Genomic DNA, 20,833 nt, shown 5'->3' on the forward strand with positions numbered 1-20,833 from the left:
AAAATCAGCTATCCAGTGCTTTGTATTTTTCGCGCAGGTGGTTGCGGATATACACCGCCGACAGGTTCAGCGTCGCGATCACCAGCACCAGCAGCAGCGCGGTGGCGTACACCAGCGGGCGGGCTGCTTCGACGTTGGGGCTCTGGAAGCCGACGTCATAGATGTGGAAGCCCAGGTGCATGATCTTCTGGTCCAGGTGCAGGTACGGGTAGTTGCCGTCCACCGGCAGCGACGGCGCCAGTTTCACCACACCCACCAGCATCAGCGGCGCCACTTCACCGGCGGCACGGGCCACGGCGAGGATCATCCCGGTCATCATGGCCGGGCTGGCCATCGGGATAACGATTTTCCACAGCGTTTCCGCTTTGGTCGCGCCGAGGGCCAACGAGCCTTCACGCACGGTACGAGGAATCCGCGCCAGACCTTCTTCGGTCGCCACAATCACCACCGGCACTGCCAGCAGCGCCAGGGTCAGCGAGGCCCAGAGCAGGCCCGGCGTACCAAAGGTCGGCGCCGGCAGTGCTTCAGGGAAGAACAAGCGGTCGACCGAACCACCCAGCACGTAGACGAAGAAGCCCAGACCGAACACGCCGTAAACGATCGCCGGTACGCCGGCGAGGTTGTTCACCGCGATACGAATGACGCGAGTCAGGGTGTTCTGCTTGGCATATTCGCGCAGGTACACCGCTGCCAGCACGCCGAACGGTGTAACGATCATCGCCATGATCAGGGTCATCATCACAGTGCCGAAGATCGCCGGGAAGATCCCGCCTTCGGTGTTCGCTTCACGCGGGTCGTCGGAGAGGAATTCCCAGATCTTGCTGAAGTAGAAACCAACCTTGGTCAAGGTGCTCATGCCGTTTGGCTGGTAGGCATGCACGACTTTGCCCAGACCGATTTCGATTTCCTTGCCGTTGGCGTCACGGGCGGTCAAGGCGTCGCGGTTGAACTGTGCATGCAAATCAGACAGACGTGCTTCGATGTCTTTGTAGCGCGCGTCCAGCTCGGCGCGCTCGGACTCCATGTCCGCTTGTGCGGTGGCGTCGAGTTTGCCCTCCAGCTCCAGTTTGCGCCCGTGCAGACGGATTCGCTCGAGGCCGGCATTGATTGCGCCGATGTCGGTTTTTTCCAGCGTCTTCAGTTGAGCCGCAAGATCGTTCACCCGATCGATGCGCGCTTGCAGTTCAGGCCAAGCGGCCTCGCCTTCGGCGATGACCTTGCCGTCCTGTTTGACGTTGACCAGGTAGCCGTAGAAGTTGCCCCACTCGCGACGCTCGATCGCCATCAATTCTGGCGGTGTGGTCTGCTTGGTCAGCCACTCGCCGACGATCCAGGTGAAGTCGTTGCCGTTCAGGTCACGGTTGCCGACCTTGATCAGCTCGCGGGTCATGAATTCCGGACCTTCGTCCGGCACCGGCAGACCGGCGCTCTTCAGACGTGCGCGCGGCACTTCTTCTTTCTGCACCACTTCGCCGATCACCAGGTGATTGGCCTGGCCCGGTACGTCGTAATGCGCGTGGATCAGGTCCGCCGGCCAGAAGTGACCGAGACCGCGCACGGCAATCACCGCCAACAGACCAATGGTCATGATGACCGCGATGGACACCGCGCCACCGCTGATCCAGACGCCCGGGGCGCCGCTCTTGAACCATCCTTTCAGGGAGTTCTGTTTCACAGACTTCTACCTTTGCTTAAAGCGACGAGTATTTCTTGCGCAGACGCTGACGAATCAGTTCTGCCAGGGTGTTCATGACGAAGGTGAACAGCAGCAGCACCAGCGCCGAGAGGAACAGCACGCGGTAGTGGCTGCCGCCGACTTCCGACTCGGGCATTTCCACCGCGACGTTGGCGGCCAGGGTGCGCAGGCCTTCGAACAGGTTCATCTCCATGACCGGGGTGTTGCCGGTGGCCATCAGCACGATCATGGTTTCGCCGACCGCACGGCCCATGCCGATCATCAGCGCCGAGAAGATGCCCGGGCTGGCGGTCAGGATCACCACGCGGGTCATGGTCTGCCATGGCGTCGCACCCAAGGCCAGCGAACCCAGGGTCAGGCCGCGCGGCACACTGAACACGGCGTCTTCGGCGATCGAGTAGATGTTCGGGATCACCGCGAAACCCATGGCCAGACCGACCACCAGAGCGTTGCGCTGGTCGTAGGTGATGCCCAGGTCATGGGAGATCCACATGCGCATGTCGCCGCCGAAGAACCAGTTCTCCATGAACGGGCTCATGTACAGCGAGAGCCAGCCCACAAACAGGATCACCGGAATCAGCAGCGCACTTTCCCAACCGTCCGGGACTTTCAGGCGGATCGATTCAGGCAGGCGGCTGAAGGTGAAACCGGCGACCAGAATGCCGATCGGCAGCAACATCAGCAGGCTGAAGATGCCCGGCAGATGGCCTTCTACGTACGGCGCGAGGAACAGGCCGGCGAAGAAACCGAGGATCACCGTCGGCATCGCTTCCATCAGTTCGATCACCGGTTTGACCTTGCGGCGCATGCCCGGGGCCATGAAGTACGCGGTGTAGATCGCAGCGGCGACGGCCAGTGGCGCGGCCAGCAGCATGGCGTAGAACGCGGCTTTCAGGGTGCCGAAGGTCAGCGGCGACAGGCTCAGTTTCGGTTCGAAATCGGTGTTGGCGGCGGTCGACTGCCAGACGTATTTAGGCTCGTCGTAGTTCTCGTACCAGACCTTGCTCCACAGCGCGCTCCACGATACTTCCGGGTGCGGGTTGTCGAGCAGCAACGGCTGCAGCTTGCCGCCGGCTTCGACGATCACTCGGTTGGCGCGCGGCGACAGACCAAACAGGCCCTGGCCTTCAACCACCTGATCGACCAGCAACGTGCGGTGTGCGGTGCTGTGGAACACGCCGAGCTTGCCGCTGGCATCGAGGGCGAGGAAGCCTTTGCGGCGCTCTTCGGCAGCGATTTCAACGATCGGCGTGGTGCCCATCTGGAAGGTGCGGATCTGCTTCAGACGCTGCTCGCCATCGGTATCGCGAGCCATGAACCACTGGGCCAGACCGCCCTTGGAATCGCCGACGATCAGCGAGATACCGCCGACCAGCTGCGCGGTGGCAGTGACTTGGGCGTCAGCGTTTTCCAGCAGTTTGTAGCGCCCGTTGAGGCTCTTGTCGCGCAGGCTGAACACGTCGGCCTGAGCACGACCGTTGACCACGTACAGCCACTGCTGGCGCGGGTCGACGAAGATGTTTTTCACCGGCTCGGTCATCTGCGGCAGATCGATGCGCGTCTGCTCGTTGGTGACTTCGCCGGTCATCATGTTTTCTTCGCTGGTCAGCGACAGCACATTGAGTTGCGAGCCAGTGGAGCCGACCAGCATCAGCGTCGAGTCGGTGGCGTTGAGGCTGACATGCTCCAGCGCGCCGCCGCTTTCGTTCAGCGCAATTGGCGCCTCGCCATAGGGATATTCGATGGCCGGGCTGATGGTTTTCTTGCCATCGGGATAGCTGACTTTATAGGTATGACGGAACACCAGCGCCTGACCGTTGGACAGACCCACGGCCACCAGCGGATGACCCGGCTGGTCTTCGCCAATAGACGTCACAGTGGCGCCCGCAGGCAGCGGCAGATCGACACGCCTCAATTCAGCGCCACTGTCGAGATCGAAGAACAGCGCCTGGCCCTTGTCGGATACACGCATGGCCACCTGATTCTGCTCTTCGAGCGAGATCATCAGCGGCTTGCCCGCGTCCTGCATCCAGGCCGGGGTGATCGAGTCTTTCGCGGTCAGGTCGGCGCCTTGAAACAGTGGCGCAACGACGTAGGCGAGGAAGAAGAAGATCAGGGTGATGGCCGCGAGCACCGCCAGGCCGCCAACGAGGACGTACCAACGGGTGAAGCGATCCTTGAGCGCGCGGATGCGGCGCTTGCGTTGCAGCTCAGGCGTATTGAAATCAATGCGCTTGGGAGGGGAAGACGTAGTCATTGGGGAATTGGCCAGATCATTCATGCGCACACCCTAGCGATCCTGTATGACAGAAAGATGACAGTGCAGTGACGCAGCAAATCCGCCAGCCGGAAGTCCGGCAGCGGAGTCGAGAATTCGAGGTTGTGAAACCTGTGCAGGAGCTGTCGAGGGAACCGAGGCTGCGATCTTTTGATCTTGCGATCAGAGGCCAGATCAAAAGATCGCAGCCTCGTTTCACTCGTCAGCTCCTACACGGTTCCAGCAGGTCCGGGGGGTTGCCCCGGATCTGCGGTGTTACTTCTTGGCGACAGCGCCGCCTTCTTGCAGACCGAGGTCAGCCAGTGCTTTGGCAGCAACCTTGGCTGGCAGCGGGATGTAGCCGTCTTTCACTACCACTTCCTGGCCCTGCTTCGACAGCACCAGCTTCACGAACTCGGCTTCCAGCGGGGCCAGAGGCTTGTTCGGGGCTTTGTTGACGTAAACGTAGAGGAAGCGCGACAGCGGATACTTGCCGTTCAGGGCGTTTTCTTCGGTGTCTTCGATGAACTCGCCGCCTTCTTTCTTGGCCAGGGCTACGGTTTTCACGCTGGCGGTCTTGTAGCCGATGCCCGAGTAGCCGACGCCGTTAAGCGAGCTGCTGATCGACTGCACCACCGACGCCGAACCTGGTTGTTCGTTGACGTTTGGCTTGTAGTCACCTTTGCACAGGGCTTCTTCCTTGAAGTAGCCGTAGGTGCCGGACACCGAGTTACGGCCGAACAGCTGGACCGGCTTGTTGGCCAGGTCACCGGTCACGCCCAGGTCACCCCAGGTCTTGACGTCAGCTTTGGCACCGCACAGGCGCGTCGAGGAGAAGATCGCATCGACCTGAGCCATGGTCAGGTGCTTGATCGGGTTGTCCTTGTGCACGAACACGGCCAGGGCATCCACGGCAACCGGGATCGCCGTCGGCTTGTAGCCGTACTTCTGCTCGAAAGCCTGCAGCTCGTTGTCCTTCATCTTGCGGCTCATCGGGCCCAGGTTAGCGGTGCCTTCGGTGAGTGCAGGTGGCGCGGTGGAAGAACCGGCAGCCTGAATCTGGATGTTGACGTTCGGGTATTCTTTTTTGTAGTTCTCGGCCCACAGGGTCATGAGGTTTGCCAGGGTATCGGAACCGACGCTGGACAGGTTGCCCGACACACCAGTGGTCTTGGTGTAGCTCGGGATAGCAGGGTCAACAGCGGCGAACGCGTTGGCAGTCGCAACGCCAGCAGCGACAAAAGTCATTGCCGCCATCAAACGCTTCAGTTTCATGCCTTACTCCTAGCAGATAGGGTGTGTTAAGTCGGGGCCAAGTATCAGCAGGCCATGTGAACACTCTATGGCTGAAATATGACAATTGGATGAAAGGCCAGCATCGGGTTTTGCTGGATGATTTGTGGCGTCCCCATTCGCGAGCAGGCTCGCTCCCACAATTGAAATGCATTCCAACTGTGGGAGCGAGCCTGCTCGCGAAGTGGCCGGTATTGGTGGAGTAGATCCTGGGCTTTAGCGCCCCTTCTTCCAGAGCCAGGCGCCTACCAGAATTCCCATCCCGCACAGCACTGCCACATAGTAGGCAGGCCCCATCGCGCTTTCCTTCAGCAGCAGGCTCACCACCATTGGCGTCAGGCCACCGAAGATCGCGTACGCGACGTTGTACGAGAACGACAGGCCACTGAAGCGAACCACCGGCGGGAACGCCTTGACCATCACGTACGGCACCGCGCCGATGGTGCCGACCAGCAAACCGGTCAATGCGTACAGCGGGAACAACCAGTCCGGGTGGTCGGCGAGGCTGTGGTAGAAGGTCCAGGAGCTGATCAGCAGACCGAGGCAGCCAAAGACGAAAACGCGACCGGCGCCGAAGCGATCGGCCAGCGCGCCAGCGCCAATGCAGCCGAGGCTGAGGAAGACGATGGCCAGGCTGTTGGCTTGCAGCGCCGTGGTCGGCGAGAAGTGGTAGACCGTTTGCAGCACGGTCGGGGTCATCAGGATCACCACGACGACGCCAGCCGAGAGCAGCCAGGTCAGCAGCATCGAAATCGCGATGGCGCCGCGATGGTCACGCAGCACCGCGCGCAACGGCACTTCTTCGGCCAGTGCCTTGCGCAATTGCAGTTCGGCGAACACCGGTGTCTCGTGCAGCCAGCGGCGCAGGTACACCGAGAACAGGCCGAACACGCCGCCGAGCAGGAACGGGATCCGCCAGGCGTAATCCGACACTTCGGCTGGCGTATAAATGCTGTTGATTGCCGTGGCGACCAGCGAGCCGAGGAGGATGCCGGCAGTCAGGCCACTGGTGAGCGTGCCGCAGGCATAACCGATGTGCTTTTGCGGTACGTGTTCGGAAACGAAGACCCACGCTCCCGGCACCTCACCGCCAATAGCGGCGCCCTGGATCACCCGCATCAGCAGCAACAGGATCGGTGCCCAGATGCCGATCTGCGCGTAGGTCGGCAGCAGCCCCATGATCAGCGTCGGCACGGCCATCATGAAAATGCTCAGGGTGAACATCTTCTTGCGCCCCAGCAGGTCACCGAAGTGCGCCATGACGATGCCGCCCAAAGGACGCGCCAGATAGCCGGCGGCGAAGATGCCGAAGGTCTGCATCAACCGCAGCCACTCGGGCATGTCGGCCGGGAAGAACAGCTTGCCGACGACGGTGGCGAAGAAGACGAAGATGATGAAATCGTAGAACTCCAGCGCCCCGCCAAGGGCGGACAGCGACAGAGTCTTGTAGTCATTGCGGGTCAACGGTCGTGCGGGTTGCTCGGGCTGCGCGAGGCTCGAAGGCGCTGTGGTCATGGCAAGGGCTTCTCTTATAGTCGAATCTGTCGCCACAACAACGCTGGCGGTGGCTTGGACAGGTTCGGCACCATAGCAAATTGTTCGAAAAAGCACATAGAGGCGCGTAATTGACGGTCGAAATCAGAACCGGGTGGTCGTCGCGGGGTCTATCGACCGATATACTTGTCACCTGCGCAGGATTTGTAAGAGGTTGCTGTGCGAAAACGTTGTTGGCCCGTCCTTTGCTCGGGATTTAGCCTTTTTCGCAGAGTTTCCCTTTAGGCGCCTGATGGAAAACGTGACGAACGCAGTGTGTTCGGTGTTGAATCGTTTTTCTTGAAGACGGCTACCACTCGCAATACCCACGAAGAGTCATGGGTCAGAGGCCCCTCGGCATGATAGAGCTCGAACAAGAAGATCCGATCCCACAGGGCGACCTGGCCCTGCAAATCACCGCACTTCCCCGCGAAACCAACGGCTTTGGCGATATTTTCGGCGGCTGGCTGGTCGCGCAGATGGATCTGGCCGGCACCGCCATGGCCAGCCGGGTGGCCGGTGGCCGCGTTGCCACTGTCGCCATCGACCGCATGGCGTTCCTCGTCCCGGTCGCGGTCGGCGCGCAGTTGTCCTTTTATACCCAGACCCTGGAAATCGGACGCAGCTCGATCCAGATGATGGTCGAAGTGTGGAGCGATGACCCACTCTCCAGCGAATGGCGCAAGGTCACCGAAGCGGTTTTCGTTTTCGTCGCCATCGACGGCAGCGGTCGCACCCGTTCGGTGCCGCCACGCGCGCGTTAAACCTCGCGACCGTTTTGCGGTCGATAGTCGTCCCCAGTGTCTGATCGAGAGTTGCCCATGAACACGCCCAACGTGGAAGCCGTGAAACAGGATGAACTGAACTGCTGGCGCATCCGCCACGGCAAGGCCGAAGTGCTGGTGGCCCAGCAAGGCGCGCACATCCTCAGTTATCAGATCGACGGCCAGCCGCCGATCATCTGGCTCAACGACAAGGCCGAGTTCAAGACCGGCAAGAGCATCCGCGCCGGCGTGCCGGTGTGCTGGCCGTGGTTCGGCAAATTCGAACGCAACCCGAGCAGCGTGCAGGCCATGTACACCGGCGCGCAACCGGCCCCCGCGCACGGTCTGGTGCGGGCGATGGACTGGGAATTGGGCAACATCGAATCAGAGGCTGACGGCATCAAGGTCGAGTTCAAGCTGCCCTACCCCGAAGGAGGTTTGCCGGGCTGGCCCCACGAGGTCGATCTGACCCTGACCCTGCATCTGGCGGATCAACTGCATTACAGCCTGACCAGTCATAACCGTGGTACTGACACCGTCACGCTGAGTCAGGCGCTGCACACCTATTTCGCCGTGAGTGACGTGCGTAATGTGCATGTCGACGGCGTGGCCGGGCTGAATTATATCGAGACCCTGGATGACTGGAACACGGCCAGCCAGAGCGGCGATCTGCATTTCGCCGGCGAGACCGACCGCATCTACCTCGACGTTCCGCCGCAATTGAGCATCGTTGATCCGACCTGGGAACGACGCATCGTGCTGATCTCCACCGGCTCGCGCACGGCGGTGATCTGGAACCCATGGATCGACCGCGCCGCCGCACTGCCGGACATGGACAACGATGGCTGGCAACGCATGCTGTGCATCGAAACGGCGAATGTGATGGATGATCTGGTGACCCTGGCGCCGGGTGCGCGCCATACGATGGGTGTTAGCGTCGCCGCTACGCCGCTCTAAGCTCTAGCGCAATACAAAAGGGCAAAGAGCCCCGTGGCGAGGGGATTTATCCCCGCTGGACTGCGCAGCAGGCCCCAGCTTTTGATTTAAAAAAAAGCGGGGGCCGCTGCGCGACCCAGCGGGGATAAATCCCCTCGCCACAGATAAATCCCTTCACCACAGATAAATCCCTTCACCACAGATAAATCCCCTCACCACAAAGGCTCGCTCCCAAATTTATGTGCGGCGCGCTTTAGAGGTCAGCCTCCTGCACCACCCGCACCTTCTCCGCCTCCAGCGCATACGCCGCATCCGCCAGGTCATTACTGACCTTTTCGATTTTAAGCGTGCCGGTCACCCACAGCGGTGTGTAGATGTCCTCCAGCTTCAAGCCTTTCGGGTAACGCACCAGCACCAGTTGATTCGGTGGTGGTGGCGGTACGTGGATGCAGGCGCCCGGATAGGGCACGAGGAAGAACAGCGTGCTGCGGCCCTTGGCATCCGACTCCAGCGGCACCGGGTAACCACCGATGCGGATGTGCTTGTCGTTCATTGACGCCACGGTTTTCGTCGAATACATCACCGCTGGCAGACCTTTGGCCTGCTTCATCCCGCCCTTCTCGGTGAAGGTGCCGGTGGCTTCGGGGGAGTTGTGGTCGATTTCCGGCATGGCCTCGAGGGCCTTTTGATCCGACTTGGGCATCAGTTCCAGCCAGTCGGTTTCCGGCAGTTCGCCGGCGTGGGCGAGATAGCTGCCCAGCAAGAGGAGAGTCAACAGAAGACGGCGCATGAAGGTGCTCGGCAGGCAAAGGAATGGACGGTGAGTCACCGCGCATTCTAGCCCTCCCGGCCGCGCTGGCCGAGAGGGCTTGGTCGCTTTCGATCAGTTCTTTTTGATCAGACCGTAGATCACCAGCAACACCACAGCGCCGACCAGTGCGCCGAGGAAACCAGCGCCCTCGCCCGCCTGATAGATGCCCAGAGCCTGGCCGCCGTAGGTGGCCGCCAGCGAACCGCCGATACCGAGCAGGATGGTCATGATCCAGCCCATGCTGTCATCGCCCGGTTTCAGGAACCGAGCCAGCAGGCCGACGATCAAGCCGATAAAGATGGTTCCGATAATTCCCATGGCATTTCCCTCTGATTTGGAAGATATGCGAAAGACTAGCCAGTGTTTCGCATCCTGCCATGAGAGAACGGCGGCCCCTGAATGGTTCCGCCGCGGCCACATGAAACTGGTTTACTCGGCGATCAGCGCTTCGACCTTGATGATCTGCGCTTGCAGCGTGGCCATGTCGGCGCAGCGCAGGTTGGCGTGGCCGACCTTGCGTCCGGCCTTGAAAGCTTTGCCGTAGTGATGCAGGTGGCAGTCCTCGATGGCGATGACTTTCTCCACCGGCGGCACTACGCCGATGAAGTTGAGCATCGCGCTCTCGCCGACCTTGGCGGTCGAACCCAGCGGCAGGCCAGCCACGGCGCGCAGGTGGTTTTCGAACTGGCTGCACTCGGCACCTTCGGTGGTCCAGTGCCCGGAGTTGTGCACGCGCGGGGCGATTTCGTTGGCTTTGAGGCCACCGTCGACTTCGAAAAACTCAAAAGCCATCACGCCGACGTAGTCTAGGTGTTTGAGCACACGACTGGAATAATCTTCCGCCAGCGCCTGCAACGGGTGATCGGTGCTGGCCACCGACAGCTTGAGAATGCCGCTGTCGTGGGTGTTGTGCACCAGCGGATAGAACTTCGTTTCACCATCGCGGGCACGCACGGCGATCAGCGACACTTCGCCGGTGAATGGCACGAAGCCTTCCAGCAGGCAGGCAACGCTGCCCAGTTCGGCGAAAGTACCCGCCACGTCTTCCGGTTTGCGCAGGACTTTCTGGCCCTTGCCGTCATAACCCAGGGTGCGGGTTTTCAGCACGGCCGGCAGACCGATGGAAGCGACGGCGGCATCCAGGTCGGCTTGCGACTGGATGTCGGCGAAGGCCGGGGTCGGAATGCCGAGGTCTTTGAACATGCTCTTTTCGAACCAGCGGTCACGAGCAATGCGCAGGGCTTCGGCGCTCGGGTAGACCGGCACGAATTGCGAAAGAAACGCCACGGTTTCGGCCGGGACGCTTTCGAATTCGAAGGTCACCAGATCGACTTCATCGGCCAGTTGGCGCAGATGATCCTGATCGCCGTAATCGGCCCGCAGGTGTTCGCCCAGCGCGGCCGCACAGGCGTCCGGCGCAGGGTCGAGAAAAGCGAAGTTCATGCCCAGCGGAGTGCCCGCCAGGGCCAACATGCGACCCAACTGGCCGCCACCGATTACACCGATCTTCATCTCAACAACCTCAGGCAATACGTGGGTCTGGATTGTCCAGGACGCTGTCTGTCTGCTCGGCACGGAAGGTTTTCAGTACCGCGTGGAACTGCGGGTGCTTGGCGCCGAGGATGCTCGCCGAGAGCAGTGCGGCGTTGATTGCGCCAGCCTTGCCGATGGCCAGGGTGGCAACCGGAATGCCAGCTGGCATCTGCACGATCGACAGCAGCGAATCGACGCCCGAGAGCATGGCCGACTGCACCGGCACGCCCAGCACCGGCAGGTGGGTCTTGGCCGCACACATGCCTGGCAAGTGGGCTGCGCCACCGGCACCGGCGATGATCACCTCAATGCCGCGGCTTTCAGCCTCTTCGGCGTACTGGAACAGCAGATCCGGGGTGCGGTGGGCAGAGACCACCTTGACCTCGTACGGGATGCCGAGCTTTTCCAGCATATCGGCGGTGTGGCTAAGGGTGGACCAATCGGACTTGGAGCCCATGATCACGCCAACCAGTGCACTCATCGTCGCGCCTCTTCTCTCTGGAGCGCCCGCAGGCGCGTCATAAAACAACAAGCCACGCAGGTTGCGTGGCTTGATTGTACGAAAAATGGCCGGACGTGCCGGCCGAAGGCCGCGCAGTATACCGCAAAGAAAGCAATAAACAGCCCCCGAAACGACCATCTGTCAAATGAGCGAAACGCCCGGTTTTATTGACCTAGAGGTCAGCGAAAGAACACCGCAAAAATCCCCCTGTGGGAGCGAGCCTGCTCGCGAAAGCGTTGCGTCAGACGATACCTCAGCGCCTGAAACTCCGCATTCGCGAGCAGGCTCGCTCCCACATTCGATCTTCATCAGCTTCAAGCGCTTTGTGCGGCGCCACCTTCTAGTTTTCGCCAAAGCAACCGCACGTTGGCCTTGCGCACCAGGGCGCAGCGGTACAGGCGGATCTCCAGCGGCACATGCCATTGCGGGCCGCCGCACACCACCAGTTCACCGCGGGCCAGTTCGGCGCGTACGCTCAGTTGCGGCACCCAGGCAATGCCGAGGCCTTCCAGGGCCATGCTTTTCAGGCTGTCGGCCATCGCGGTTTCGTAGATCGTGGTGAAGCGCAACTGGCGCTGGCGCAGCAAGCCGTTCACCGAACGACCGAGAAACGCCCCGGCGCTGTAAGCCAGCAACGGCACACTCGCCTCGCCTTCCAGATCGAACAATGGTTTGCCATCCAGATCTGCCGCGCACACCGGCAGCATCTCGGTCTGGCCCAAATGCAGCGACGGGAAAATCTCCGGGTCCATCTGCATCGCCGAATCCGGGTCGTAGAACGCCAGCATCAGATCGCAGCCACCTTCACGCAAAGCGTGCACGGCGTCGCCAACGTTGGTCGCCACCAGCCGTGTGGCGATGTTCAGCCCTTCGTTGCGCAACTGGGCGATCCAGCGCGGGAAAAAGCCTAGCGCCAGCGAGTGCGCCGCTGCGACTTGCATGACCTCGCCCTGCCCGCCTTCCAGATGATGCAGGTGGCGCAGCACTTCACCGAGTTGTTCGACCACGGTGCGCGCAGTCACCAGAAACAACTGCCCCGCCGCCGTCAGTTCGACCGGCGTGCGCGAGCGATTGACCAGAGTCAGCCCCAGCGCCGCTTCGAGGCTGCGGATCCGCCGACTGAATGCCGGCTGGGTCACGAAGCGCCGTTCGGCCGCCTGCGAGAAGCTGCGGGTGGCGGCCAGGGCACTGAAGTCCTCAAGCCATTTGCTTTCCAGATTCATCACGTCCTCCCGGACACGCACCAAAACAGGTCACACGTCTGCCGCACAGGCGGCGTCACACGGGCATTATGCCGAATGTGCATAGGGCAGTGCTGAACAGCATTGGCCCAAAAATCCCCACAAGCCTAGCATTCGCAGCGTTCCGGCACAGACCGGGTCCTTATCGAGATGATTTCTATCATGTCCTCCGCTGCATCTTTCCGCACAGAAACCGACCTGCTTGGCGCCCTCGAAGTACCGGCCCATGCGTATTACGGCATCCAGACCCTGCGAGCGGTGAATAACTTCCGCCTCTCGGGCGTTCCGATTTCGCATTACCCGAAACTGGTTGTGGGCCTGGCGATGGTCAAACAGGCCGCCGCTGACGCCAACCGCGAGCTGGGTCACCTGAGCGAAGCCAAGCACGCTGCCATCAGCGAAGCCTGTGCGCGATTGATCCGCGGCGATTACCACGAAGAGTTCGTGGTCGACATGATTCAAGGTGGCGCCGGCACCTCCACCAACATGAACGCCAACGAAGTGATCGCCAACATTGCTCTGGAAGCGATGGGCCACGAGAAAGGCGAGTACCAGTACCTGCACCCGAACGACGACGTGAACATGGCGCAGTCGACCAACGACGCCTACCCGACGGCGATCCGCCTGGGTCTGCTGCTGGGTCACGACGCGCTGCTGGCCAGTCTCGACAGCCTGATTCAGGCCTTCGCGGCCAAGGGCAAAGAGTTCGACCACGTCCTGAAAATGGGCCGTACCCAGCTGCAAGACGCCGTGCCGATGACCCTCGGCCAGGAATTCCGCGCCTTCGCCACCACTATGGGCGAAGACCTCGCGCGCCTGAAGACGCTGGCCCCGGAACTGCTGACCGAAGTCAACCTGGGCGGCACCGCGATCGGCACCGGCATCAACGCCGACCCGCGTTATCAGGCACTGGCTGTTCAACGCCTGGCATTGATCAGCGGCCAACCGCTGGTACCGGCCGCCGACCTGATCGAAGCGACCTCCGACATGGGCGCCTTCGTGCTGTTTTCCGGCATGCTCAAGCGCACCGCGGTCAAGCTGTCGAAGATCTGCAACGACCTGCGTCTGCTGTCCAGCGGCCCACGCACCGGCATCAATGAAATCAACCTGCCAGCGCGTCAGCCAGGCAGCTCGATCATGCCCGGCAAGGTCAACCCGGTGATCCCGGAAGCCGTGAACCAAGTCGCGTTCCAGGTCATCGGTAACGATCTGGCGCTGACCATGGCAGCCGAAGGCGGCCAGCTGCAACTGAACGTGATGGAGCCGCTGATCGCCTTCAAGATCCTTGACTCGATCCGCCTGCTGCAACGTGCCATGGACATGCTGCGCGAGCACTGCATCGTCGGCATCACCGCCAACGAAGCGCGCTGCCGTGAACTGGTCGAGCACTCGATCGGTCTGGTCACCGCACTGAACCCGTACATCGGCTACAAAAACGCCACCCGCATCGCCCGTATCGCCCTTGAAAGCGGCCGGGGCGTGCTGGAACTGGTGCGCGAAGAAGGTCTGCTCGACGAAGCCATGCTCGCCGACATCCTGCGCCCGGAAAACATGATTGCCCCGCGTCTGGTTCCGCTCAAAGCCTGAGCCGACGCGAACTTGTAGCACCGCTCACCAGGTCGAGGGACTAGACACCTCTCACCTTTTGAGGGCTTGGGGATTTTGTCCCCGAGCCCTTTTTTTTAACTTCTTTGCGGGCAGGACGTTAGATGCTTTGTGTATTCGATACCGCCAAGATCGCAGCCTTCGGCAGCTCCTACAGGATTGACGTGCACCTGTAGGAGCTGCCGAAGGCTGCGATCTTTTGATTTGCAGCAACCTCGTTTCGTCGCTTGCACCACTACCGTGCAGACGGGCGCGCCACTGATCGGTATAGTGCCGCCCCTCTTCGCGTGAGCGGTCGTCGGTAACGAGGCCATAACCCATGCGAAACCCGAACTAATAACAAAACCCGCGATATGGATCCGGGACGAAACCTTCGCCTCACCCGTCGTGCCGCGCGCAGACCGGTGTAACACGATGTTTCTCCGATCCAGCATTTGCACCCACAAAAAACAGCGAGGATAAATCCATGCTCGAAGTCATCAACGACTTCCTCTCAGGGAAAGTACTGATCGTGCTCATTGTCGGGCTCGGTAGTTACTTCACGATTCGCTCGCGTTTCGTTCAACTGCGTCATTTCTTCCACATGTTCGCGGTGTTCCGCGACAGCCTCAAAGGCAGCGCCGGGCAACTCAGCTCGTTCCAGGCCTTGATGCTCAGCCTCGCCGGCCGCGTCGGTGCAGGCAACATCGCCGGTGTCGGCATCGCCGTGACTCTCGGTGGTCCGGGTGCGGTGTTCTGGATGTGGGTGACCGCACTGGTCGGCATGTCCAGCAGCTTCTTCGAGTGCACCCTGGCCCAGGTCTACAAGCGCGCGGATGGCGACGGCCTGTACCGTGGCGGTCCGGCCTACTACATCCAGCACGGGCTCAAGCTCAAAGGCATGGCGATAGTGTTCTCCGTTCTGCTGCTGGTCACCTACGGTTTCGCCTTCATCGGCCTGCAGTCCTACACTGTGACCCACTCGCTGCAGAACGCCTTTGACTTCAACCCGCAACACACCGGTATCGTCCTGGCGGTGCTGCTGGCCATCACCTTTATCGGCGGGATCAAGCGCATCGCTTCGGTGTCCGACCTGCTGGTACCGATCAAGACCCTGGCCTACATCGGCGTGACCCTGTACGTGATCGGCACCCAGATCGAACACGTGCCGGCCATGCTGGAAACCATCTTCAAGAGCGCCTTCGGCCTCGACCCGGCCTTTGCCGGCCTGCTCGGCAGCGCCATTGTCATGGGCGTGAAGCGTGGCGTGTTCGCCAACGAAGCGGGCCTGGGCAGTGCGCCGAACGTTGCCGCCGTGGCCGCCGTCAAGCACCCGGGCGCGCAGGGCGTGGTCCAGGCTTTCAGCGTGTTCCTCGACACCTTCGTGATCTGCACCTGCACCGCGCTGCTGATCCTGCTGTCGGGCTTCTACACCCCGGGTTTCGAAGGTGACGGCATCGTCCTTACCCAGAACTCGCTGGCCGCCGTGGTCGGTGACTGGGGTCGCATGTTCGTCAGCGTCGCGCTGTCGCTGTTCGTCTTCACCTGCATCCTCTACAACTACTACCTGGGCGAGAACAGCTTGCAGTTCCTCAGCCGCAACCGCGCCCTGCTGATGCTGTTCCGCGGCCTTGTGCTGGCGCTGGTGGTATGGGGTTCGATGCAGGACCTGACGACGGTGTTCGCCTTCGCCGACATCACCATGACCTGTCTGGCCTTCGTCAACCTCGTGGCCCTGGCCATGCTGTTCAAGGTCGGCCTGCGGGTGATGCGCGACTACGACGAGCAGCGTCGCGCCGGCGTCAAACAGCCAGTGTTTGATTCGAGCAAATTCGCCGATCTGGATCTGGATCGCAACGCCTGGCCGGTGAACCCGCCAGCAGCGGCGGGCCAGACTGAAACTGCGCCGCAAGGCGTACCTGCAGCGCAACGCTGACAGGTGAATGACGGGCGCATCCCCTGCGCCCGTCAGTTATTGTGATGCAATAACCTGTAGGAGTGAGCCTGCTCGCGATGGCGGACTTTCAGCCAACATCATTGTTGAATGACACGCCGCTTTCGCGAGCAGGCTCGCTCCCACAGGGCCCTCATCGTTTCGGAGAATCCTATGAGCTCGTCGACCTATCCCGCCGCTCAACACGTCATGGTGCTCTACACCGGTGGCACCATCGGCATGCAGGCCAGCGCCAACGGTCTGGCCCCGGCGTCCGGTTTCGAAGCGCGGATGCGCGACTACCTGCACAGTCAGCCTGAGCTGGTAGTGCCGCAGTGGCAATTTCGGGAAATGTCGCCGCTGATCGACAGCGCCAACATGACCCCGGCCTACTGGCAGCAACTGCGCGAAGCGGTGGTCGATGCCGTGGATGTGCAAGGTTGCGACAGCGTGCTGATCCTGCACGGCACCGACACCCTGGCCTACAGCGCGGCGGCGATGAGTTTTCAGTTGCTCGGCCTGCATGCCCGCGTGTGTTTCACCGGTTCGATGCTGCCGGCGGGCGTGACCGACAGTGATGCCTGGGAAAACCTCGGCGGCGCGCTGGTCGCCCTCGGCCAGGGCCTGGCGCCAGGCGTGCACCTGTACTTCCACGGCGAACTGCTGGCACCGACCCGCTGCGCGAAAGTGCGCAGCTTCGGCCGCCATCCGTTCAAACGCCTGGAGCGTCAGGGCGGTGGTGTGAAGGCGCCTTCGATTCCAGGCGCGCTGAACTACAACCAGCCGAAGCAACTGGCGAAAGTCGCGGTGTTGCCGCTGTTTCCCGGCATCAGTGCCGAAGTCCTCGACGGCCTGCTCGACAGCGGCATTCAAGGTCTGGTGCTGGAATGCTACGGCAGCGGGACCGGGCCGAGCGATAACCCCGAGTTCCTCGCCAGCCTTGGCCGTGCACGGGATAACGGCGTGGTGGTGGTGGCAGTGACGCAATGCCATGAAGGCGGGGTCGAGCTGGATGTCTACGAGGCTGGCAGCCGCTTGCGGGGTGTTGGCGTGTTGTCCGGTGGCGGCATGACCCGCGAGGCGGCGTTCGGCAAGTTGCATGGCTTGCTGGGGGCCGGGCTGGAAACGGCTGAAGTGCGCCGATTGATCGAACTGGATTTGTGTGGTGAGTTGATCTGAGCACGGCGCTGGATTGCCCCTCACCCTAACCCTCTCCCAGAGGGAGAGGGAACTGACCGTAGTGTCTTGCGCTATACACCGACCTTATAAACAGTGTCGATTATGGATTCGGCGGCGGTGTCTCACGTCGGTTTATTTCTGCAATATCCCCCGTTCGGCCCCCTCTCCCTCTGGGAGAGGGCTGGGGTGAGGGCCTGCGGCATGCAACTTGCTGGGTCCCAGCCACCTCCAGGCTGGAAGATCCCATGCTCCACTCCCACCTCACCACCCTCAACGCGGTCTCGCTGATCCTCAACACGTTCAAGGCCGAAGGCCTGTCGAGCGAGGCGTTACTGGCCGGCAGCGGCATCGTGGCAGCGGATCTGCAGCGTGCCGATACGCGCATCACCACCCATCAAGAGATGCAGGTCTGCACCAACGCGGTCGCGCTCAAACGTGACATTGGCCTTGAGTTGGGTCGACGCATGCACGTGTCCTGTTACGGCATGCTCGGTTACGCCCTGCTGACCTGTGCCACCTTCGGTGACGCTTTGCGTCTGGCTATCCGTTATCCGGCGCTGTTGGGCACGTTGTTCGAACTGAGCCTGGAAGACGATGGCGAGCAGGTCTGGTTCGTCGCTGCTGATTACCGTGAAAGCGCGGCGATGGCGGTGTTCAACGCCGAATTCTGTCTGGTGTCCCTGAAAGTCATCTGCGACGACTTGCTCGGCCATTCCCTGCCGCTGCGCGCCACGCGCTTCGAACATGCAGCGCCGGACTACCGCGACAGCTACGCCGAACCCTTTAACTCGCCACTGCACTTCTCGGCCAAGGACAACGCCTTCGCCTTCGACCGCCATTGGCTCGATCAGCCGCTGCCGCTGGCCGACGCGATCACTCATCAGGCCATGGCCGAACGTTGCCGCAAGCAGAATCTTGAGTTCACTGGACGTCAGGCCTGGCTGGGGCGGATTCGTCAGTTGCTCAGCGCACAATTGAATGCCGCGCCGGGGCTCGAGGGGCTCGCGCAGCAAATGAAGTGCTCACCGCGCACCCTGCGCCGGCATTTGAAAGACATGGGCAGCAGCTATCAGGAACTGCTCGATGAACTGCGCTTCGAACGGGCCAAGCAGATGCTGTGTGAGGACCAGTTACCAATCTATCGGATCGCCGAGACGCTGGGCTTCAGCGAGACCGCGAGTTTCCGTCATGCATTTGTGCGCTGGAGTGGCGTGGCGCCGAGTCAGTTCAGACCGCATTGATGTCTACTTCAGGCATGAGCCTGCATGAACAAGGGGCGAATTGCGGTCAGAGGTTTTGGCCATATCGATCCCCTTTTGGCCGCTCCCGACGTTCTCCGATTCAAACTGCGCCGCAACACTGAAAGCCACCGAATCAGCCTTGCGGAGAACAACAAATGCTGACGATCTACTCAGACGATCACCACTTGCACCATGGCCGCTGCGAACTCATCGATGGCCAGCTCAAGCCGTGCTTCGAAATGCCGTCGCGTGCCGACCACGTACTGCAACGCGTGCAGAAGCAAAACCTCGGGGCGGTCGAAGCGCCGAAGGATTTCGGCCTGGAGCCGATCGCGCGCATTCACAGCCGTGACTATCTGGAATTTTTCAAAGGTGCATGGCAACGCTGGACCGAGTTCAACACCGACGGCGACTTGCTGCCCTACACCTGGCCGGCGCGCACGCTGCGTGCGATCAAGCCGACCAGCCTGCATGGCCAGCTCGGTTATTACAGCTTCGACGGCGGCGCGCCGATTACCGCCGGCACTTGGCAAGCGGCCTACAGCGCGGCGCAAGTGGCGCTTACCGCGCAGGCTGAAATCCAGCGTGGCGCACGCGCGGCCTTCGCGCTGTGCCGTCCGCCGGGACATCACGCCGCCAGCGACTTGATGGGCGGTTATTGCTACCTCAACAACGCCGCCATCGCCGCTCAGGCCTTTCTCGATCAGGGCCACAAGAAAGTCGCGATCCTTGACGTCGACTACCACCACGGCAACGGCACTCAGTCGATTTTCTATGAACGCAGCGACGTCCTGTTCACTTCGATCCACGGGCACCCGGAAGCGGAGTTTCCGTTCTTCCTCGGCTATGGCGACGAGCGTGGCGAAGGCGCCGGTGAAGGGTTCAATTTCAACTATCCGCTGCCGGCCGGCTCCGGCTGGGATGTCTGGAGTGCAGCGCTGGATCAGGCCTGCGACGAGATTGATCGCTACGGAGCGGACATCGTTGTCGTCTCCCTCGGCGTCGATACGTTCAAGGACGATCCGATCTCGCAGTTCAAACTCGACAGCCCGGATTACCTGGCCATGGGCAAGCGCATCGCCGCCCTCGGCAAGCCGACCCTGTTCGTCATGGAAGGTGGCTACGCGGTGGAGGAGATCGGCATCAACGCAGTGAACGTGCTGGAAGGTTTTGAACAATGAACAAGCGACTGATCGCCTCGGCGCTGTGCGCGGCCCTGCTAAGCGCTGGCGCCCACGCCGAAGAACGCACGCTGCGCGTCTATAACTGGTTCGACTACATCACGCCCAAGGCGCTGGACGACTTCAAGGCACAGAACAGCCAGACCAAACTGATCTACGACATCTTCGACACCAACGAAGCGCTCGAGGCCAAGCTGCTCACCGGCAACTCCGGCTATGACGTGGTGGTGCCGTCCAACGTGTTCCTCGCCAAGCAGATCGAGGCCGGAGTGTTCCAGCCGCTTGATCGCAGCAAGTTGCCGAACTGGAATCATCTCGATCCGAAGCTGATGAAGCTGATCGAAGCCAATGACCCGGGGAACAAGTTCGCCGTGCCATACATGTACGGCACCATCCTGATTGGTTTCAACCCGGCCAAGATCAAGGCAGCGCTGGGCGACGACGCGCCCGTGGACAGTTGGGACCTGATCTTCAAGGAAGAGAACCTCAGCAAGCTCAAGCAGTGCGGCGTCGCCCTGCTCGACTCACCGTCGGAGATTCTGCCGCTGGCTCTGCAACACCTGGGCCTGGACCCCAACAGCAAGAAGCCGGCGGATTACGCCAAGGCCGAAGCGCTGCTGATGAAGATTCGTCCTTACGTGACCTACTTCCATTCGTCCAAGTACATGGCCGACATCGCCAACGGCGACATCTGCGTGGCCGTCGGTTATTCCGGCAGCTTCTCGCAAGCGGCCAACCGCGCCAAGGAAGCGAAAAACGGCGTGGTGGTCGATATGCGTCTGCCGAAGGAAGGTGCGCCGATCTGGTTCGACATGCTCGCGATTCCCAAGGGCGCGAAGAACACCGAGGACGCCTACACCTTCATCAACTATCTGCTGCAACCTGCGGTGATTGCCCCGGTCAGCGACTTTGTCGGGTATCCGAACCCGAACAAGGATGCCACCGGCCTGGTCGATCCGGCCATTCGCAACAACCCGAACCTGTACCCGACCGATGCGGCAATGAGTACGCTCTACACCTTGCAGCCGCTGCCTCGGGATGCCGAACGCGCACGAACGCGGGCCTGGACGAAAATCAAATCCGGGACCTGAAACCGGCTCGTTTGCCGAAGACCCGCCGAGGCGGGTCTTTTTTTGCCTGGCAGCTTTA

17 protein-coding genes are annotated in these 20,833 nt (G+C 61.3%); 8 read left to right on the forward strand and 9 right to left on the reverse strand.

From position 1 onward, the window contains the following. Positions 1-4 precede the first annotated feature (4 nt). From pstA to ACZ9BE_RS24120, 4 genes are all read right to left on the reverse strand, one after another. Entirely contained in the window at positions 5-1,675 is a 1,671-nt protein-coding gene (gene pstA / locus ACZ9BE_RS24105; protein WP_016772481.1) for a phosphate ABC transporter permease PstA, read from the reverse strand. A 16-nt stretch (positions 1,676-1,691) separates the two neighbouring features. Next, the gene (locus ACZ9BE_RS24110; RefSeq protein WP_024014834.1) at positions 1,692-3,977 is read right to left on the reverse strand and encodes an ABC transporter permease subunit; all 2,286 of its coding nucleotides are present in this window, start codon (positions 3,975-3,977) and stop codon (positions 1,692-1,694) included. Between the two features lie 252 nt (positions 3,978-4,229). Next, positions 4,230-5,228 (reverse strand): phosphate ABC transporter substrate-binding protein PstS, encoded by a 999-nt coding sequence (locus tag ACZ9BE_RS24115; RefSeq protein ID WP_016772480.1) that lies wholly within the window; start codon positions 5,226-5,228, stop codon positions 4,230-4,232. Positions 5,229-5,462: 234 nt separating this feature from the next. After that, positions 5,463-6,761, reverse strand: coding sequence for an MFS transporter (locus ACZ9BE_RS24120; RefSeq protein ID WP_016772479.1), 1,299 nt, complete (start codon positions 6,759-6,761; stop codon positions 5,463-5,465). Positions 6,762-7,138: 377 nt separating this feature from the next. Here ACZ9BE_RS24120 and ACZ9BE_RS24125 point away from each other — a divergent pair, with 377 nt between their 5' ends. Together ACZ9BE_RS24125 and ACZ9BE_RS24130 are read left to right on the forward strand one after the other, a co-directional pair. Next, positions 7,139-7,543 (forward strand): acyl-CoA thioesterase, encoded by a 405-nt coding sequence (locus ACZ9BE_RS24125; RefSeq protein ID WP_003229628.1) that lies wholly within the window; start codon positions 7,139-7,141, stop codon positions 7,541-7,543. 57 nt (positions 7,544-7,600) lie between these two features. Further along, entirely contained in the window at positions 7,601-8,500 is a 900-nt protein-coding gene (locus ACZ9BE_RS24130; RefSeq protein WP_476250013.1) for a D-hexose-6-phosphate mutarotase, read from the forward strand. A 232-nt stretch (positions 8,501-8,732) separates the two neighbouring features. Here ACZ9BE_RS24130 and ACZ9BE_RS24135 read toward each other — a convergent pair whose 3' ends face one another. The 5 genes from ACZ9BE_RS24135 to ACZ9BE_RS24155 all read right to left on the reverse strand — a co-directional run bounded on the left by ACZ9BE_RS24135 (position 8,733) and on the right by ACZ9BE_RS24155 (position 12,548). Beyond that, positions 8,733-9,269, reverse strand: coding sequence for a DUF3299 domain-containing protein (locus ACZ9BE_RS24135; protein ID WP_056790934.1), 537 nt, complete (start codon positions 9,267-9,269; stop codon positions 8,733-8,735). 93 nt (positions 9,270-9,362) lie between these two features. Beyond that, complete coding sequence (locus ACZ9BE_RS24140) at positions 9,363-9,608, reverse strand: GlsB/YeaQ/YmgE family stress response membrane protein (protein WP_016772475.1); 246 nt, start codon at positions 9,606-9,608, stop codon at positions 9,363-9,365. A 111-nt stretch (positions 9,609-9,719) separates the two neighbouring features. Further along, positions 9,720-10,802 (reverse strand): 5-(carboxyamino)imidazole ribonucleotide synthase, encoded by a 1,083-nt coding sequence (locus ACZ9BE_RS24145; protein ID WP_041476593.1) that lies wholly within the window; start codon positions 10,800-10,802, stop codon positions 9,720-9,722. Positions 10,803-10,812: 10 nt separating this feature from the next. Further along, entirely contained in the window at positions 10,813-11,304 is a 492-nt protein-coding gene (gene purE / locus ACZ9BE_RS24150) for a 5-(carboxyamino)imidazole ribonucleotide mutase (protein WP_007920220.1), read from the reverse strand. Between the two features lie 335 nt (positions 11,305-11,639). Beyond that, positions 11,640-12,548 (reverse strand): LysR substrate-binding domain-containing protein, encoded by a 909-nt coding sequence (locus tag ACZ9BE_RS24155; RefSeq protein WP_024014837.1) that lies wholly within the window; start codon positions 12,546-12,548, stop codon positions 11,640-11,642. A gap of 180 nt (positions 12,549-12,728) precedes the next feature. Here ACZ9BE_RS24155 and aspA point away from each other — a divergent pair, with 180 nt between their 5' ends. From aspA to ACZ9BE_RS24185, 6 genes are all read left to right on the forward strand, one after another. Further along, positions 12,729-14,153 carry an aspartate ammonia-lyase gene (aspA, locus tag ACZ9BE_RS24160; RefSeq protein WP_016772472.1) on the forward strand — a complete coding sequence of 475 codons (1,425 nt, stop codon included), beginning with the start codon at positions 12,729-12,731 and terminating at the stop codon, positions 14,151-14,153. Positions 14,154-14,637: 484 nt separating this feature from the next. Then, positions 14,638-16,086: an alanine/glycine:cation symporter family protein gene (locus ACZ9BE_RS24165; RefSeq protein ID WP_016772471.1), complete on the forward strand. Its 1,449-nt coding sequence runs from the start codon at positions 14,638-14,640 to the stop codon at positions 16,084-16,086. Between the two features lie 171 nt (positions 16,087-16,257). Continuing rightward, positions 16,258-17,262, forward strand: a complete 1,005-nt coding sequence (locus ACZ9BE_RS24170) for an asparaginase (RefSeq protein ID WP_150742871.1) — start codon at positions 16,258-16,260, stop codon at positions 17,260-17,262. Between the two features lie 245 nt (positions 17,263-17,507). Beyond that, positions 17,508-18,503, forward strand: coding sequence for an AraC family transcriptional regulator (locus ACZ9BE_RS24175; protein WP_256807576.1), 996 nt, complete (start codon positions 17,508-17,510; stop codon positions 18,501-18,503). Positions 18,504-18,658: 155 nt separating this feature from the next. Next, entirely contained in the window at positions 18,659-19,684 is a 1,026-nt protein-coding gene (locus tag ACZ9BE_RS24180; RefSeq protein WP_460059687.1) for a histone deacetylase family protein, read from the forward strand. Then, a complete protein-coding gene (locus tag ACZ9BE_RS24185) occupies positions 19,681-20,775 on the forward strand; it encodes a polyamine ABC transporter substrate-binding protein (protein ID WP_476250014.1) in 1,095 nt (364 codons plus the stop codon). The genes ACZ9BE_RS24180 and ACZ9BE_RS24185 overlap by 4 nt, the downstream gene beginning before the upstream one ends. Positions 20,776-20,833: the final 58 nt, after the last annotated feature.

The organism is Pseudomonas sp. TE9122 (assembly GCF_056278925.1).